The sequence below is a fragment of the Microvirga aerophila genome (assembly GCF_003332305.1).
Classification (GTDB): domain Bacteria; phylum Pseudomonadota; class Alphaproteobacteria; order Rhizobiales; family Beijerinckiaceae; genus Microvirga; species Microvirga aerophila.
Genome location: NZ_QOIO01000015.1, coordinates 57,537 through 74,272 on the forward strand (window position 1 = coordinate 57,537; position 16,736 = coordinate 74,272).

Here is a 16,736-nt window from a genome sequence, read left to right on the forward strand (position 1 = left end):
TCTTAAGCATGCCCTCTTGGTTTACTGCGCCGTCTGCCCGCCGTCAAAAGGGAAGGTTTCCTAAGGTTAGGTCTTGTTCATGATCCGACGTGGTCGCAGGCTCGCAGCCGGGCCTGCCGATCCTATATGGACAGGATCATTCATCCCGAACCGCGGGAGACGGGGATGCAGAACGACGAGCCGGAAGCCCCTGCCGCCTTGGACGAGGCGACGCTTGCCTTCGCGCAGCGGGTCTTCGGCCATGCTCGGGCCGGGCGCGCGGCGGAGCTGGCGAAACTCCTCGGAATGGGCCTTCCGGCGAATCTGCGCAACGAGAAGGGCGACAGCCTTCTCATGCTCGCGTGCTATCACGGGCACGTGGAGGCCGCCCGGCGGCTTCTGGAGCATGGGGCCGATCCGGAACTCGCCAACGATCGCGGCCAAACTCCTCTGGCGGGCGCGGCCTTCAAGGGCGATGCAGACATGGCGCGGCTGCTCCTGGAACAAGGCGCGAGGGTCGACGGCGCGGGCCCGGACGGAAAGACCGCCCTGATGATCGCCGCCATGTTCGACCGCATGGAGATCGTGGAACTGCTGCTCGCCTCGGGAGCGGACCCGGCCGCAAGGGATGCCGGGGGCCTTACGGCCGCGGACGCAGCGCAGAAGATGGGCGCCTTGAACACCGGGGCCCGGCTGGCGCAGCCCAGCCAGGCTTGAAGAGCCGAGAGGGTTATGAGCCGACCCCTCAGGATGAGGGTCGGAGGCAGGAGCCGACCTGCTGAGGGTGAGGCTTGCACGGCTTGTCTCGTCCAGCCTCCTCCTAGGCCTTGGCCACGCCGACCGTGTCGGCCATCTGGGCCCCACGGGTGCCGAGGGGCTGATGACTGCCCTCGGTGGTGTCCTTGGATGTCTGGTGCTCCATCTCGGCGTTGACCTCCGCACCCACCAGCACCACGATGCTGGAGATCCAGATCCACGTCATGAAGCCGATGACGGCGCCGAGGGAGCCATAGGTCTCGTTGTAGCTGCCGAAGTTCGACACGTACCAGGAGAACAGCATCGACACCGCGAGCCACAGCACCGCGGCCACGACGCCGCCGGGCGTCACCCATTTCCACTCCGCCTTGTCGCGGCTCGGGCCGAAGCGATAGAGCAGCGCCAAGCCGAGCACCACGCAGGCCAGGAGAACCGGCCACCGGGCAATCGACAGGAGCCATTCGGCCCTGCTCCCGAGCCCGATGAAATTCAGCAGGATCGGCAGAACGATGATTCCGCCAACCGCCGTGAGCAGGAACACGATGGCGCCCAGGGTGAAAGTCAGTGACATGAGGTTGAGCTTGATAAAGCTTCTCTTCTCCTCCTCGTCGTAGACGATGTTGAGGGCGTCGAAGACGGCCTTCATGCCCGCATTGGCGCTCCACAGCGAAATGACCAGACCAATCACAAAGCTCAGTCCCAGGGTTCCCCCGCCCTGCGAGGCGATGCGGGTGACCTGCTCGCGAATGATGTCGAGGGCCCCGCCCGGCATGATCCCCGACAGGGTGTTGAGGTGATCCTGGATCGTTACCGGGTCGGCGAAAAGGCCGTAGATGGACACCAGAGCGGCGATGGCCGGGAAGACGGCCAGCAACGCATAATAGGTGACGCCGGCTGCGACCGACATCACCCGGTCCTTGTTGAATTCCTCATAGGTCCGCCACAGGATGTCCTTCCATCCCTTGGCGGGAATCTCCGTCGGGGTGTCGGCGTGCCGGCCGCGTCCGCTCTCCTGGGTCGCCTGCTCCGGCGGCGCATGCTGCTTCTCGCCAAAGCCCCTGTCCGCACCGTCATCGCGACTACCGGCCCCATTCTGTTGCGGACGCCTGGCATGGGCGGGCCTTGCGGCGCGCTCGCTTCCGGCGATCACCCGGATCAGGGCCCAGCCGAGGACGACCGACATCATGGTGGCTATCGCGGTCGGAGACTGACCTTCGCGGGGTGGCTGGACAGCAGGATTGTTCGCCATGATCGGGCCGGGCCTCGTTGATCGGATGCCAAACGGACAGGCTTGGCTCCAATCTAACCTCTTGAGGAAGCGGCGGTTCCGGCAGCCGCGTGGCGTCGGCCCGCGATCACGATCCGATCGCCGGACTGCTCATACGGCGTTTCGACGCCCTAGAGGCGGAAATCCTCGCCGAGATAGAGGCGGCGCACGTCTTCGTTGGCCACGATGGCATCCGGGTGGCCTTCGGTCAGAACGCGGCCCGAATGGATGATGTAGGCGCGATCGATCAGGCCAAGGGTCTCGCGGACGTTGTGGTCGGTGATCAACACGCCGATGCCGCGGCGGGTCAGGTGCCGCACGAGGTTCTGAATGTCGCCGACCGCGATCGGGTCGATGCCCGCGAAAGGCTCGTCGAGCAGCATGAAGGTCGGCTCGCCGGCCAGCGCCCGGGCGATCTCGCAGCGCCGCCTCTCGCCGCCCGAGAGCGCGATGGACGGGGCCTTGCGCAGGCGCGTGATGTTGAACTCGTCGAGCAGCGCGTCGAGCTTGCGCTCGCGCTCCTTGCGGCTCGGCTCGACGATCTCGAGCACCGCCCGGATGTTGTCCTCCACGTTGAGGCCGCGAAAGATCGAGGCCTCCTGCGGCAGGTAGCCGATGCCGAGGCGCGCACGGCGGTACATGGGCAGCTGCGTCACCTCGTGGCCGTCGAGACTGATGACGCCCTTATCGGCCGAGACCAGACCGGTGATCATGTAGAAGATGGTGGTCTTGCCCGCGCCGTTGGGCCCCAAGAGGCCAACGGCCTCGCCGGCCCGCACATTGAGGGCGGCCTCATGCACCACCGTGCGGCCGCGATAGCTCTTCTGCAGTCCTTTGACGGCCAGCACGCCAGGTCCGCCGAAGACCGACACGGGTCCGGACGCCTCATAGAACTGGTGGCCGGGGGCGGCGAGCTCCGTCTCCAGGAGGCGCGAATCCGCCGGACGTGCTTGAGAGCGGTTGAAGAGTGGTTTCAAAGGGCCAATCGCTGCAATGGGAGGGATTTTACCGAAGCGGCTCCAAGTCGTCTCAGTTCGTCGCCGGCGGCTTCTTGGGCTGTGCCGCCGGTTTGGCGCCAGCCGCCGCGCCTGCTCCGGTCGGGGCTGGGCCGCCACTGCCGGGGACGAATAGGGCCCTGACCCGTCCGCCCTCCACATTAGCCACGCCCGTATCGAGGTCGTAGACGACCCGCTCGCCCTTCGTGACGTTCGGTCCGTCGCTGAGCACGGCGTTGCCGGTGAGGAAGATCTTGTTGGCCGTGCGATCGAAGCTGGCGTTGTTGCCGGTGGCGACCTGGGTCTTCGACACGATCGTGACAGGCCCCTTGCAGTCGATCTTCTTGATCGAGCTGTCATTGGCGCCTGCCGCCGCGGGCGGGCCGCCGCCTTCTCGATTCTGCTCGTAGTAGACGGTCATGAGCGTGCAGTTCATGGTGCTCTCGCCCTGAACCGCCACCACGTTGCCGGTGAAGACCGCCCGGCCCTCCTTGTCGAAAACGTCGAGGCTGTCGGCGTCGATCTTGATCGGCTCCTTGCTGGATCCGAAATTGCCGAAGCCGACGGCGCGCTCCTTGCCGGCGCTCACCTGGGCCGACGCGGCGGCGATCCAGAGCGGCGCCGAAAGGAGAAGCGCGCCCGCGAGCGCGGCGTGTCTGAAGGTGATCATGGCTTTGAACTTGTGGGTTGGGCCGACGGGGCCGCAGAGGCGGTGCCCGCAGGATCGGATGCGGGGGAGGACGGGTCGGACGCCGAGCCGCGGAACGTGGTGCTGACCCGGCCCTTGAAGTGCAGGATCTTGCCGTTGTCCTTGACCTCGAGGCCCGCGGCCTCGATCAATCCGTTGTTCATGGACACGGTGACGGGTTCCTTGGACACCACGGTGCCGGCCTTGAAGTCCACAAAGGCCGAGCGGAGCTTGACGTCCTGTCCGCCATCGGTCCGGACGCGTACATCCTGGCGCAGGTTCATCTGCTCCTTCTGGGTGTTCAGCACGCCGACGGCGGCTTCGAGCCGGGCGACGCTGCCCCGGTCGTCCGTGACGAGGCGGGCCCGGAGGTCCTTCAACTCGACGAGGTTCGGGTTCTTGACGTCCTGCGTGGCGGCGCTCGCCGTTACCTCGTAGGGACGATTGTCGTTGCGGAAGCCCGTCAGCTTCGGGCTTTCCATGGTGACGTTCGTGCCGTTCACCGAGATGGGGCCGACCGTCAGACCCTCGATGTTCCGGAACGGATCGAGATACGCCACGAGGCCCAGCGCGACGATTGCCAGGAAGGCCCCGACCGGAATGACGATCTTGGCGAACCGGACCCAATGCGAATGCCGGCGGGCTTTGGAGAAGGCGCGCGAGCGTGCGACGGCCTGCGAGGCCGGGCTGCCGCCTATCGTCGTGATGCCGCTTGTTCCCGCCACTCTCGAAAAACCCCTCATTGCCGCAAACAGGCCGGTGCCATGACTGAAAGCCATGGCAATGTTGTGACGGACAAGGATTTTATGCGTGAAAGTTTAAGCCGCCGTCAACTATGGGCGAAGATGTCGGTCTCGGGCCATCCCAGAAGGTCGAGCTGGGACCTTGTCGGCAGGAACGAAAAGCACTGATGCGCCACGCCCAGCCGGTTCTCCCGCTCCAGCATGCGGTCGAGCTTCTCCCGCAGGGCATGCAGGTGCAGGACGTCCGACGCCGCATAGTCGAGCTGCGCCTGGGTGAGCGTGTCCGCGCCCCAGTCGGAGGATTGCTGCTGCTTAGAGATTTCCACGCCGAGCTGCTCGCGCACCAGGTCCTTCAATCCGTGCCGGTCCGTATAGGTACGTACCAGCCGGGAGGCGACCTTGGTGCAATAGACCGGGCGCGGCATCACCCCGAAAGCGTGGAACAGGACCGCGAGGTCGAACCGCGCGAAGTGGAAGATCTTGAGCACGCTCTCGTCGGACAAAACCCGAATTAGGTTTTGCGGGACAGGTCCGTCCTTGAGGATCTGCACCACGTCGGCGGTGCCGTCGCCGGTCGAGATCTGCACCACGCAGAGCCGGTCGCGGTGCGGGTTGAGCCCCAGGGTCTCGGTGTCGATCGCAATCGCCGGGCCCGGCTTGTAGTCCGCGGGCAGGTCGCCGCGATGGAAACGCACTGTCATGAGAAGTCCAGATCGGAATGGGTTCGCCAATGCCTGTAGCGCATGATCCGCCGAAGTGTAAGCGGTTCGGCCGCAGGATCATGGGTCGCTTCGAGAAGAGAGCGAGAAATGCGCCTGCGGGCCGGAAAAACAGACCCCGCCGGGGCGGGGCCTGTTCGGGACCTTGGCCGGCTTTGGGCCTCAGTAGCAGGTGCGAACCCTGCGCACCACGGCATTGCCGTTGCGGGTGACGATTCGGCGACGTTCGAAGAAGCAGCGGCTATAGGCCGGGTATGCGGCAGGCCGGTAGTAGGGCTGGGTGGCCGCGTTGGCGATCGCCCCCAGGGCCAGGCCGCCGATCAGGCCCGCCACCACTGCGCCCCCGCCGTCATAGGAGCGCCGATAATATCCGTAGGGATAACCGCCGCCGTAATATCCATAGTATCCGTAGCGGGGGCCGTAATAGGCGCGGCGGTAGCCTCCGCCCCAGCCATAGCCGCCACCGTAATAGGCTGGCCGGTACCCGCCACGCCAGCCGTAACGGGGCCCGTAAGCGGCGGGACGGTAGCCTCCGCGCCATCCGTAGCGCGGGCCATAAAAGCCGCCGCCGCGATAGAACCCTCCGGGCCGAGTTGCGACGAAACCCGGTCCGCCGCCCCGGAAGCGCACCGCACCACCACCGCCGCCCACGCGAACCACGCGGTAGCCTTGAGCTTCGGCGGGCGTCGGCTCGATGGTGGCAGCGCCGCCCATGGTCAGGGCGGCGAGGGTCAGAACCTTGAGAGCCATTCTCATGGCGTCCTCCACATTCGCAGGAACTCGCTCAATCCGACAACGTGACCCACAGCTTCGATGTTCCGCTTTTGTTTTGCGCCGCTTCGACGCAAGACCACAAGCTGCCGGGAGGCGCTTCTGGCAGAGCCGGCTCTCGCGACAGGCCTGAATTCCATCTCCCGATGGGATTTTTTGTCAGCACCGGCTCAGGCGTCGGAACGGAGAAATTGACGTTACGTTAACTGACAACGACGCGTTCCTCCGAGCCCGCGATATGTCAGGGAGATTTCTCGATGCGTGTAACCTTGTTGACCACTGTTGCGGCGGCGGCTCTTTCACTGAGCGTTGCTGCCATGGCTCAGACAGGCGGGTCCTCGGGCGGCGCTTCCGGATCCGGCGGCTCCTCCACGGGCGGTTCCACCACCGTTGCCCCGAGCGGCGGTTCGTCAGGCGGATCCTCCGGCGCGACCGGCGGGACGTCCGGTAGCACCTCGGGCTCGACCTCCGGCAGCGCTGCATCCGGCAGCTCGAATCCTACATCGGACAACGCCTCGTCGGGTGCATCGGGCACCACGTCCGGCAGCAATTCCGCCGGCACGTCGGGCACGAGCGGGACCAACACCAGCGGCACGAACAACACCACCACCGGCGGCGCTTCGGGCACGAACAACAGCAGTTCGGCCTCCCGCCCGTCGAATGAAACGAACACGACCGGAAGCACCTCAAGCTCGACGAGCGTCAACGTGACTTCCGAGCAGCGGACCGAAGTCACACGCGCCTTCAGCAGCGTGAAAGTCGAGCCGGTCACTAATGTCAGCTTCAGCGTGAACGTCGGCACGGTTGTTCCGACCACTGTCACGACCCTGCACACCTGCCCGGGCGAAGTTGTCCGCATCCTGCGCGGTCTTCCCGAGTGCCGCTACATCGTGGTGCGCGACCAGATCGTCATCGTCGAGCCGTCCACGCGCAAGATCGTGACCGTGATCGAGCGCCGCGGCTGATCCTGGGTTCCGAGCCCGCGCAAAGCCCACCCGTGGGGGCCGCCTCAGCCCCCACGGACCGGCTCCCGCGAAGAGCCGGGAAATCACGAATTATTGATCTCAATTTGGCCATATAACGCGTCTGAGACGGTCCCAGGGACCAGTGTCTCGCTTGAGAACGCGACCACTCCGCACCATCTCAATCATGCGGACCTCTATTCCCCGCATTCCCTTTGTGCTTGGTCCGCGAACTCAACGACCTAGGTCAATTTTAAGCCCGCCATCGAAGCGGGCTTTCTTTTGTCCCCATGGACTAAAAAGGCGCCTGGGCGGCGCAAACCGGACCCCCAGGCGCGTGATTTCCCGGCTCAGTGCTTCGTCGTATCCGAACTGTTGATGGCAATGCGCTTCACGTGCGAAGCCGCCTGGACCGTCTTGGGCATGGCGACGGTCAGGACGCCGTTCTTGAACGAGGCTTCCACCTTGTCCTCGTCGACCTCCCAGGCCAGTGGGATACGACGCTCGAAGCGGCCGTAATACCGCTCGGTGAACGCGCGCTCCTTGTCCTCCGACTCCGATTTCTTCTCGCCGCGGATGGTCAGGACGCCCTCGTTCATCAGCACTTCCACATCCGTCTCGTCGAGGCCCGGAAGTTCGGCGCAGACGCGCACCTCCTTGTCGCTCTCGATGACTTCCACGCTCGGCCATCCCGCCAGGCGGCCCGCGGCGCCGAACGACGCGAGATCGAAGCCGCGGAAGACGTCGTCGAAGAGCCGATTCATCTCGCGATGCAGGGTCATGAAGGGATCGCCCTCTTCGCGATAGCGGCTCGGGGTCTGCTGGGTGCGACCCCATGGGATGAGATCGCGCATGTTCATGATGTTCTGCTCCTGTCTGTTGGCGTTGAACGCAAGAGGTTGGAACCGACGCCGGCAAGAGCCGGCGTCGGCCCGAGATCCGATCCCTCCTAGGCCGCTTTGTCGTGCTCGATGACCTTGTGGCCCCGGCTGGTGCCGATCTCGATGCGACGCGGTTTCATCTCCTCGGGCACCTCGCGCACGAGGTCGATCGTCAACAGGCCGTTCTCGAGTTTCGCGCCCGTGACGTTGACGAAATCCGCCAGGTTAAACGTCTGCTTGAAGTTACGGGTCGCGATGCCCCGGTGCAGGAACTGCCCGTTCTCCTGCTCGGGGTGCTTCTGGCCCGTCACCAGCAGCGCGTTCTCTCTCTGGGTGATCTCTATCTCGTCAGGCGCAAAGCCAGCCACCGCCATGGTGACCCGGTATTGGTCGTCACCGCTCTTCTCGACATTGTACGGCGGCCAGTGGGGCGCGCTCTCGGCGCGTGCGGTCTGGTCGATCATGTCGAACAGACGGTCGAAGCCGACCGTGGAGCGGTAAAGGGGAGAGAGGTCGAATGCCGTTCTCATAGCTACATCCTCCATTGAGCAACGTAACCACGGACGCGCCGGACACCGCCGGCGCCCGATCAGCCAAGCTGTTGAAAAGCCTTGGCATTGCTGATGTTAGGAAGCGCTTTTCAGGTTTTCAAGACCTCTTAACCATCTCCTGCGTAGAATAAGATGCTCCCTCGAACATCCTGCCGGCGACGGCCTTCGCGGTCAGCGGAGACAGGCCTGAGGCGCGGCAGGAACGGAGCCTATCGCAGACCGAACCGGAACCCGTTTGTCTCATTCGTTCGAAAGCCCGATGATCTCCATCAGCCCCTCCCGCTTCATCCGTAAATCCTGCGCCGTCGCGGCGATCGTTGCCGGCGTGGCGAGCTTCTCCGTCGCGCCCGCCTTGGCGACATTGCCTGACACCCAGAAGGCGAGCGTCGCGCCGCTGGTGCGCGCGGTGACGCCCGGCGTCGTCAACATCGCGACCCGCGGAGTCGAGACGGTGGACAACCCGCTGCTGCAGGATCCCGATTTCCGTCAGATGATGGGCATTCCGGACGAGGCCGTGCGACGGGAGACCCGCTCTGCCGGCTCGGGCGTGATCGTCGACGCCGCGCGCGGCTACGTGCTCACCAACAACCATGTGGTCGAGAAGGCCAGCCAGGTCGAGGTCACCACGAAGGACAATCGGCGCTTTCCGGCCGAGGTGGTGGGCCGCGATCCCGCGACCGATATCGCGGTGCTGCGGATCAGACCGGATCGCCTCACCGCGGTTCCGCTCGGGGACAGCGACCGCATCGAAGTTGGCGACTTCGTGCTGGCGATCGGCAACCCGTTCGGCCTGGGCCAGACGGTGACGTCCGGCATCGTGTCGGCGCTTGGTCGCTCGGGCCTGAGCCAGGACGGCTACGAGGATTTCATCCAAACCGACGCGTCGATCAATCCGGGCAATTCCGGCGGCGCCCTTGTGACCCTCGACGGCCGTCTTGTCGGCATCAACACGGCGATCATCTCGCCCAAGGGCGGCAATGTGGGCATCGGTTTCGCGGTGCCGATCAACATGGCGCGGCGCGTCATGGAGCAGATTGTCGAATACGGGGAGGTGCGGCGCGGCCGCATCGGTGTCGGCATCCAGGACCTGACCCCCGATCTTGCCCAGGCGATGGGCTCCCGTCGCGGCCAGGGCGCGATCATCGGCAGCATCGAGCCGCGCTCGCCCGCGGCCAGGGCCGGTCTCTCGAAAGGAGACGTGGTGACCGCCGTCGACGGGATCGCGGTCAACAGCGCCGCGCAGCTGCGCAACGCGCTTGGCCTGACGCCGGCCGGAAACGAGGTGGAACTTGCGATCGAACGCAAGGGCGCGCCGATCGTGTCGCGGGTCCGGATCGAGCCTGAAGCCAGGAGGGCAGTCCGCCGCTCGTCCCGCTAGCGCATCGCGCGGAACCGGAGATCCGCGTCAGCGAAAAGTGGATCCGGTTTTCCAATCCGTACGATGCACCGCCGATAGACCTATAGAGTGGGGCATCAGCCTACAGCTTGCTGCGACCGGGCGGGGCCTGACTCTCGAACTGCTTGTAGATCGTCTCGGCCACGGTGAGGAGGTCCTCGCGGCCGATCCGGCCGGCGACCACATAGGACAATCCGTCATCGATCCAGGAGAAGGCCGAGACCCCGTCCTGGTTCTCGAACCGAAACGCCGTCGACCCCTCAGCGTCGCCGGAGCGGGCATAGAGCGTGAGCCGGTTGCCGCGTCCATCCTCGTACATGAACATGGCCGCAGGCTGGTTCCCGGCCGGGAGCAGGCGTCCGCCCATCAGGCGATAGCCGTTCTGGTTGAGATTGGGCGCCACGAGTGGCTTGCCCAGCCGGCGCGACAGCCACTGCACCAGGTGGGCCTCCTGATCGGCCGCGACCTCCACCGGATGCAGCCGTTCGGTCACATAGGTCCGGTAGGCCGTGATGGCGTCGCCGGCGGCGTTCGTCCCGTGGGTGAACGGCCGCAGGTGCCCGTCCCTGATCCAGGCGCTGCCCAAGGCTCCGCACACGAGGCCGATGGCGAGCCAGGCGACAGCGGCCGCCACGGAGGCGAGCCTGAAGCGCGGCGCACGGCGTTTTGCCCCCATGAGATTGGCCACCCGCAGGCGCGCCGGAATCGGCTCGCTCGCCTTGAAGGCCAACCGGGCGCGCAGGGCCTCCCGATGCTTGGCTTCGAGAGCGGTCTCGGCGGCGGCGGTCGGGTTCGCGGCAAGGTATGCCTCCACCTCCTCACGGCGCGCTGGCATGAGCCGCCCATCGATGTAGGCCTGCAGATCGTCCTCGCCGATGGGACGCTCATCCGTCACTTGACCCTCCTGAGAGCGGCGCTGCGCCCGACTTCGATAAACTGCCGCATTTTCTTGCGCGCCCGGCTGAGGCGCGACATGACCGTGCCGAGAGGAACGTCGAGCGCCTGGGCGGCCTGCTCATAGGACAGGTCCTCGACTCCCACCAGCAGCAGCACCGAGCGCTGCTCTTCGGGCAGCGCATCAAGCCCCGTGATGATGTCGTCCATGCGGACCGAACCGTCCGGATCTCCCGCGAAAGCCGGGACGTTCTCCAAAGCCTCGGCGCCCACATGGGGCCCGCGCCTTTTGCGCTGCCTGATGCCATTGAGGAACAGGTTACGCTCGATGGCGAAGAGCCAAGCCTTCAGGTCACCATCGTGGCGGCGCTGGCTCCAGCGGGCGATGGCCCGCTCGAGAGTATCCTGGACGAGATCGTCTGCGGCCTCGTCATCGCGCAGCAGCGCCCATGCGTAGCGCCTCAGGCCGGGAATCAGCGGCTCGATCAGGGAAGCGATCTCGTCCACGGGTCTTTTACGTCCCTTCATGCGCCGGAGGCTGTCGGATCGCCTTGAGCGTCCGGCGCGTGCGAGGTCTTTTTAAGGCGTCGCCACGTGCCAGACCTGGTTGACGCCGTCGCCGGTGACGTCGCCAGCCTTGGTGTCCTTGACCCAGGTATAGAGCGGCTTGGATTTGTAGGCCCATTGCATCGACCCGTCGTCCCGCTTCACGACGGTCCAGTCCCCGTCCGCCTTCGCGCCTGCGGAGGCCATGAGGGGCGGCCAGTTCGTGGCGCAGGGGCCGTTGCAGTTCGACTTTCCGGCCGCATCCTTGTCGAAGGTGTACAGGGTCATCCCCTTGGCGTCGACCAAGGCCTTGCCCTTGCCGGTCTCGGCGACTTTGGCCGGAGCGGCCGTCTGAGCGGTGGCGCAGGTTGCGGCCAGCAAGGCACCTGCCAAGGCTGCAGAGCACGCGAGAAACTTCATGATTCTTCTCCCCTGGTCGATCATGACCACGCCCGCTAAGACACGCGCCAACGGACATTATTCCAGCCTGTCCTACAATTATTGCTGACTGACCGATTTACCGTCGAGGTTGGTCTCAGCCCATCGTGTTCCGCTAACAGGCAGCAGCTCGGCATGAGCGGAAAAGCGCACTCATGCGATGGCAGTTAGCAGTCGCAGCGGCCAACTTCATTTCCGCTTTTTGCGCAATGGAACGCGCTCGCAGAGACGCCCTATCAGGGACGAATCCTGCTCCAATCCGGATGACGTCGAATGGGGAGGTCGTGGCGTGTCGCCAAAACCAGGCATGGCGTACTTCTCAAATCTGAGAAGGATTGGTGCCCAGGAGAGGATTGTACCTTTGCCCCTGGTATATAAGCAATATCAAATACTTAGCACACCCTTGAATTGCTCGTGTGTACCACCGTTGTGTACTCATGTCGAGCCATCATAGGTCACAAATGCGGCCCTGACGGGTGTGATCGCCGCCGGCAACGGCGTCGCAAACCTTATGACAAAAGGCCCCGGATTTCTCCGAGACCTTTCCACTCTTAAAGGAGAATGGGACTTAGAAGCCGCCCATGCCACCCATGCCGCCGCCCATTCCGCCACCTGGCATCGCCGGAGCAGCGTCATTCTTAGGCGTCTCAGCAACCATGGCTTCGGTGGTGACCAGCAGACCGGCCACGGACGCTGCATTCTGCAGAGCCGTACGGACGACCTTCGCCGGATCGACGATGCCAGCCTGAAGCAGATCCACGAACTCCTCCGTCTGGGCGTTAAAGCCGAAGGTGTCGGAGCCAGTGTTGTCATTGATCTTGCCGACCACCGTCGAGCCTTCCACGCCGGCGTTCTCGGCGATCTGGCGGATCGGAGCCTCAAGGGCACGCAGCACGATGTTGATGCCAGCCTTCACGTCCGGGTTGTCCGTGGTGAGCTTGGCAACCGCAGCCTTGGCGCGCAGCAGAGCCGTGCCGCCGCCGGGAACAATGCCCTCTTCCACCGCAGCGCGGGTGGCATGCATGGCATCATCCACGCGATCCTTCTTCTCCTTCACCTCGATCTCGGTCGAACCGCCGACGCGGATCACCGCGACACCGCCTGCGAGCTTGGCGAGACGCTCCTGGAGCTTCTCGCGGTCGTAGTCTGAGGTGGTCTCCTCGATCTGCGCCTTGATCTGCTGAACGCGAGCCTCAATGTCCTGCGAAGAACCAGCCCCATCAATGATGGTGGTGTTCTCCTTCTCGATGCGGACGCGCTTGGCACGGCCGAGCATATCAAGCGTGACATTCTCGAGCTTGATGCCGAGGTCTTCGGAGATCGTCTGACCGGCGGTCAGGATCGCGATGTCCTCGAGCATGGCCTTGCGGCGGTCGCCGAAGCCCGGCGCCTTCACGGCGGCGATCTTCAGGCCGCCGCGGAGCTTGTTGACCACGAGAGTGGCCAGAGCCTCGCCCTCAATGTCCTCCGCCACGATCAGCAGCGGCTTACTGGTCTGAACGACGGCCTCGAGGATCGGCAGCAGCGACTGCAAGGAGGAGAGCTTCTTCTCATGGATGAGGATGTAGGGGTCCTCGAGCTCCGCGATCATCTTCTCAGCGTTGGTGATAAAGTAGGGAGAGAGATAGCCGCGGTCGAACTGCATGCCTTCAACCACATCGAGCTCGGTCTCGGCGGTCTTGGCTTCCTCGACGGTGATCACGCCCTCGTTGCCGACCTTCTGCATCGCCTGAGCAATCATCTCGCCAATCGAAGCATCGCCATTGGCCGAAATCGTGCCGACCTGCGCGATCTCCTCAGACGAAGCGACCTTCTTGGCGCGGGCCTGGATGTCCTTCACGGCCTCTGCCACGGCCAAGTCGATGCCGCGCTTGAGGTCCATGGGGTTCATGCCGGCGGCAACCGCCTTGGCGCCCTCGCGGACGATGGCTTGGGCCAGAACCGTCGCCGTGGTGGTGCCGTCGCCAGCAACATCGCTCGCCTTCGAGGCGACCTCGCGCACCATTTGGGCGCCCATGTTCTCGAACTTGTCGGCAAGCTCGATTTCCTTGGCGACGGTCACGCCGTCCTTGGTGATGCGGGGAGCGCCGAAGCTCTTCTCCAGCACCACGTTGCGGCCCTTGGGACCGAGCGTCACCTTCACCGCATTGGCGAGGATGTCGACACCGCGCAGCATGCGATCGCGAGCGTCAGAGGAGAATTTTACGTCTTTGGCAGCCATGAGCTGAACTCCTGTTATTTATTATCTGTTCGGGGCTGGGCTGTTTAAGCGGCCTTCTGAGCCGCGGCAGACTGCTCGATCACGCCCATGATGTCGGACTCCTTCATGATGAGGAGATCCTGACCGTCGATACGCACCTCGGTGCCGGACCACTTGCCGAACAGCACACGATCGCCGGCCTTCACGTCGAGAGCAGCGACCTTGCCGCTCTCGTCACGGGCGCCAGGGCCGACGGCGACGATCTCGCCCTCTTGCGGCTTCTCCTTGGCGGTGTCCGGGATGATGATGCCGCCGGCCGTCTTCTCTTCGGCCTCAATGCGGCGGACGACGACGCGGTCGTGCAGCGGACGGAATGTCATAGGCAAGCCTCCTCGATATGGAATTAGAGGCACTCGTCTGCGCCGAGCAGCATGTTTAGCACTCGACGCATCAGAGTGCTAAGGCGAGTTGATAGACCGATGCTCGGCCGGAGGCAAGCTTATCCTCGAGGATGGGTAAGGCCCGGGCGAACCGTAACCTTTTAAGAAGCGTTGAACCCTAGAGGCCGCTTGGCCGTTCAGAGATGGGGTTCAGCAGTGTTGAGTATCGATGCCGTTGAAGAAGTCTGTGAGAGCAGGCAGACGACCCTCGTGATCCACCCGGCCATTCGTCGGGCCATCAAAGGGTACGAGGAAAGCTTCTACGTTGGGCTACGCTGCTTTCTGGCAGGCGAATCCGACGGCCTATACTTCCTCCCGCTCGAGGGGGCGGGCTACGTGCGCCTCATCTTCTCGAAGCGAACTTCGTCTGGAGGGCACAATCTTCTCAGGATTGACCCACTGACGAAGGAGGGACTAACGCGGATCAAAGCATCCTTAGGCTGACCATATCTAAAGCCATACTGTTGCCTGTTCCCGTTGGGCATCCATAGCAGGCGGTTGGCCATCGGCGCCGCGGCCAATGACCAGAGATGCCGCTATAGGCTTCTATAAGGTTTAGTGCGGCCTGCGCCAAAAACGGGAGTGGCCGACCGAATCTCATGGTTTCATGGTGCCACTATCGATAACCGGACGCCTGCAATTCAAACAGTTCGGCGTAGCGCCCGCCTGATGCAACAAGCTCTTCGTGTGAGCCAGCCTCCACGACCTTCCCATTCTCGAGAACGAGGATGCGGTCTGCCATCCGCACGGTCGAGAACCGGTGCGAGATCAGAACCGCGGTTTTGCCTGCGCTAAGATCCCTGAACCGCTGGAAAACCTCGTATTCTGAGCGAGCGTCGAGAGCAGCAGTCGGCTCGTCCAGGACGAGGACCTCGGCATCCCGCATGTAAGCTCGTGCAATAGCGATCTTCTGCCATTCGCCCCCGGAGAGATCCGCCCCCTCATGGAACCGCTTCCCGAGCGGCTGGTCATACCCTTGGGGCAAACGTTGGATGATGCGATCAGCGAGGCTCCGCTCCGCGGCCTGCTGGATCCGGTTGCGATCCCCGGTGGCTTCGATCCGGCCTGCTCCGATATTCTCGCCCGCCGTGAAATGAAACCGCACAAAATCCTGAAAGATGACGCCGATGTGGCGTCGCAGATCGGCCAGATCGTATTCACGCAGGTCATTACCATCGAGAAGGATCCGCCCCTCTGTTGGGTCATAAAGCCGAGCAAGGAGCTTCACGATTGTGGTCTTGCCGGCCCCGTTCTCGCCAACCAAAGCCACAACTTCGCCAGCCGCGAGCGTCAGGCTCAGGTGACGGACTGCCCATCGGTCCGAATCTGGATACCGGAAGCCCACGTTTTCTAACACGATTCCCGACCGCAGCGGCTGCGGGAAAGATCGAGGAGCTGGCGGTGAGGCGATGCTCGGGCGGACATCGAAGAATGAGAACAGATCCTCCAGGTAAAGCGCCTGCCCTACGATCTGCGAAAACCCCAAGAGCAATCCCTCGAGCAGTCCCCGCAAGCGTAGGAAGGAGCCTGACAGGAACGTCAGGTCGCCGAGGCTGAACTCGCCCTGGACGGTCCGCCATACGATCAGAGCATAGGCGAGGTAATAGGCGCATGATGCAAGGGCTGCAAAGAGCGTGCCCCATGCGGCACGGCGGATCGCAAGTCGCCGATTGTCCGCATACATGCGATCAGCGAAGCTTCTAAAGCGATCGACCAAAAAGGTGCTGAGGCCAAAGAGTTTGATTTCCTTTGCGGTTTCGACGCTCGAACCCAGGTAGCGGATGTAATCGAGCTGACGTCTTTCTGGGGTGCGAAAGTAGTTGAGCCGATAGCCCTGCGCGTTGAAATGCACCTCGCCGACAAAGGCCGGCAGGAGCGCAAGCAGGATTAGGACGATGAGCCACGGCGCATAGGCGAGCAGGCCGGCAGCGAGGGAAAGGATGGTGAGCACATCTTGTGCCTGCCCGAAAACCTGGGTGAGAAGAGTGGTTCGCCCGGTGACCTGGCGGCGAGCCCGCTCCAGTCGGTCCTGCTGATCACTGCTCTCGAATTGCTCAAGATCCAGCGTCGTCGCATGCTCCATCAGACGCACGCTGGCAAAGTTGCTGTAGCGCTCGGAGAGGAGGCTGTCGACAAGGGAACTGGCTCGCCCCAAGAGATCAGCGGTGACCGCGAGGGCCAGTTCCAAAACCAGCAGCCCACCAAGAAAATCAAGTCGGCCGCTCCCGATCCAATCGCTGAGATTTCCCCTGGCGAAGGGAGCTGTGTCTGGGCCACCACCTCATCGATGATGAGTTTTCCGATATAAAGTACCAGAATGGGCAAGACTGAACGCGTCAGTCGCAGCCCGAGACTTGCCGCTGTAAGAGCAGGGCTGGCCTGCCAAACCAGACGGAACAGAGACGGAAGGTGACGCAAGGCGCCAACCCGCTCACGCAGTGAGCGGGTGGAGGGGAACACTGGAGCAGACATCCCATTAAGATGGGGGTCCAGGGCTCACTCGTCGAGCC

17 protein-coding genes and 1 pseudogene are annotated in these 16,736 nt (G+C 63.8%); 3 read left to right on the forward strand and 15 right to left on the reverse strand.

The annotated features are described in order from the left end of the window. Positions 1 to 165: 165 nt before the first annotated feature. Positions 166 to 696: an ankyrin repeat domain-containing protein gene (locus DRB19_RS10290; protein WP_114185953.1), complete on the forward strand. Its 531-nt coding sequence runs from the start codon at positions 166 to 168 to the stop codon at positions 694 to 696. Positions 697 to 799: 103 nt separating this feature from the next. On the opposite strand, the gene DRB19_RS10295 is transcribed toward DRB19_RS10290, so the two are convergent. The 7 genes from DRB19_RS10295 to DRB19_RS29855 all read right to left on the reverse strand — a co-directional run bounded on the left by DRB19_RS10295 (position 800) and on the right by DRB19_RS29855 (position 6,654). Next, positions 800 to 1,984 carry a YihY/virulence factor BrkB family protein gene (locus DRB19_RS10295; protein ID WP_114185954.1) on the reverse strand — a complete coding sequence of 395 codons (1,185 nt, stop codon included), beginning with the start codon at positions 1,982 to 1,984 and terminating at the stop codon, positions 800 to 802. Positions 1,985 to 2,133: 149 nt separating this feature from the next. Continuing rightward, positions 2,134 to 2,988, reverse strand: coding sequence for an LPS export ABC transporter ATP-binding protein (gene lptB, locus DRB19_RS10300; RefSeq protein ID WP_373867372.1), 855 nt, complete (start codon positions 2,986 to 2,988; stop codon positions 2,134 to 2,136). 43 nt (positions 2,989 to 3,031) lie between these two features. Next, positions 3,032 to 3,667 carry an LptA/OstA family protein gene (locus DRB19_RS10305; RefSeq protein WP_114185956.1) on the reverse strand — a complete coding sequence of 212 codons (636 nt, stop codon included), beginning with the start codon at positions 3,665 to 3,667 and terminating at the stop codon, positions 3,032 to 3,034. After that, positions 3,664 to 4,410 (reverse strand): LPS export ABC transporter periplasmic protein LptC, encoded by a 747-nt coding sequence (gene lptC / locus DRB19_RS10310; protein ID WP_162815642.1) that lies wholly within the window; start codon positions 4,408 to 4,410, stop codon positions 3,664 to 3,666. The genes DRB19_RS10305 and lptC overlap by 4 nt, the downstream gene beginning before the upstream one ends. Positions 4,411 to 4,514: 104 nt before the next feature. Beyond that, positions 4,515 to 5,129, reverse strand: a complete 615-nt coding sequence (locus DRB19_RS10315; protein ID WP_114185958.1) for a ribonuclease D — start codon at positions 5,127 to 5,129, stop codon at positions 4,515 to 4,517. Between the two features lie 180 nt (positions 5,130 to 5,309). After that, the gene (locus DRB19_RS10320) at positions 5,310 to 5,903 is read right to left on the reverse strand and encodes a hypothetical protein (RefSeq protein WP_147021783.1); all 594 of its coding nucleotides are present in this window, start codon (positions 5,901 to 5,903) and stop codon (positions 5,310 to 5,312) included. Positions 5,904 to 6,240: 337 nt separating this feature from the next. After that, positions 6,241 to 6,654, reverse strand: coding sequence for a hypothetical protein (locus DRB19_RS29855; protein ID WP_162815643.1), 414 nt, complete (start codon positions 6,652 to 6,654; stop codon positions 6,241 to 6,243). Here DRB19_RS29855 and DRB19_RS29860 point away from each other — a divergent pair. Next, positions 6,626 to 6,883, forward strand: a complete 258-nt coding sequence (locus DRB19_RS29860) for a DUF1236 domain-containing protein (protein ID WP_162815644.1) — start codon at positions 6,626 to 6,628, stop codon at positions 6,881 to 6,883. The genes DRB19_RS29855 and DRB19_RS29860 overlap by 29 nt on opposite strands. A gap of 347 nt (positions 6,884 to 7,230) precedes the next feature. On the opposite strand, the gene DRB19_RS10330 is transcribed toward DRB19_RS29860, so the two are convergent. Together DRB19_RS10330 and DRB19_RS10335 are read right to left on the reverse strand one after the other, a co-directional pair. Further along, positions 7,231 to 7,740 carry an Hsp20/alpha crystallin family protein gene (locus DRB19_RS10330; protein WP_114185961.1) on the reverse strand — a complete coding sequence of 170 codons (510 nt, stop codon included), beginning with the start codon at positions 7,738 to 7,740 and terminating at the stop codon, positions 7,231 to 7,233. Positions 7,741 to 7,829: 89 nt separating this feature from the next. Then, complete coding sequence (locus DRB19_RS10335) at positions 7,830 to 8,291, reverse strand: Hsp20 family protein (protein ID WP_114185962.1); 462 nt, start codon at positions 8,289 to 8,291, stop codon at positions 7,830 to 7,832. 280 nt (positions 8,292 to 8,571) lie between these two features. Between DRB19_RS10335 and DRB19_RS10340 the strand changes: the two genes are divergently transcribed. Further along, positions 8,572 to 9,690, forward strand: a complete 1,119-nt coding sequence (locus DRB19_RS10340; RefSeq protein ID WP_114185963.1) for a Do family serine endopeptidase — start codon at positions 8,572 to 8,574, stop codon at positions 9,688 to 9,690. Positions 9,691 to 9,790: 100 nt separating this feature from the next. Here DRB19_RS10340 and DRB19_RS10345 read toward each other — a convergent pair whose 3' ends face one another. From DRB19_RS10345 to DRB19_RS10375, 6 genes and pseudogenes are all read right to left on the reverse strand, one after another. Beyond that, entirely contained in the window at positions 9,791 to 10,603 is an 813-nt protein-coding gene (locus tag DRB19_RS10345) for an anti-sigma factor family protein (RefSeq protein ID WP_114185964.1), read from the reverse strand. Beyond that, positions 10,600 to 11,109 (reverse strand): RNA polymerase sigma factor, encoded by a 510-nt coding sequence (locus tag DRB19_RS10350; protein ID WP_114185965.1) that lies wholly within the window; start codon positions 11,107 to 11,109, stop codon positions 10,600 to 10,602. Before DRB19_RS10350 ends, DRB19_RS10345 begins: the two co-directional genes overlap by 4 nt. A 72-nt stretch (positions 11,110 to 11,181) precedes the next feature. After that, a complete protein-coding gene (locus DRB19_RS10355; RefSeq protein ID WP_114185966.1) occupies positions 11,182 to 11,568 on the reverse strand; it encodes a COG4315 family predicted lipoprotein in 387 nt (128 codons plus the stop codon). Positions 11,569 to 12,154: 586 nt separating this feature from the next. Further along, on the reverse strand, positions 12,155 to 13,807 hold the full coding sequence (groL, locus tag DRB19_RS10360; RefSeq protein ID WP_114185967.1) for a chaperonin GroEL: 1,653 nt from the start codon (positions 13,805 to 13,807) through the stop codon (positions 12,155 to 12,157). A 44-nt stretch (positions 13,808 to 13,851) separates the two neighbouring features. Then, positions 13,852 to 14,166 (reverse strand): co-chaperone GroES, encoded by a 315-nt coding sequence (gene groES / locus DRB19_RS10365; protein WP_114185968.1) that lies wholly within the window; start codon positions 14,164 to 14,166, stop codon positions 13,852 to 13,854. A gap of 676 nt (positions 14,167 to 14,842) precedes the next feature. Continuing rightward, positions 14,843 to 16,698 (reverse strand): annotated as a pseudogene (locus DRB19_RS10375) (ABC transporter ATP-binding protein). Positions 16,699 to 16,736 lie beyond the last annotated feature (38 nt).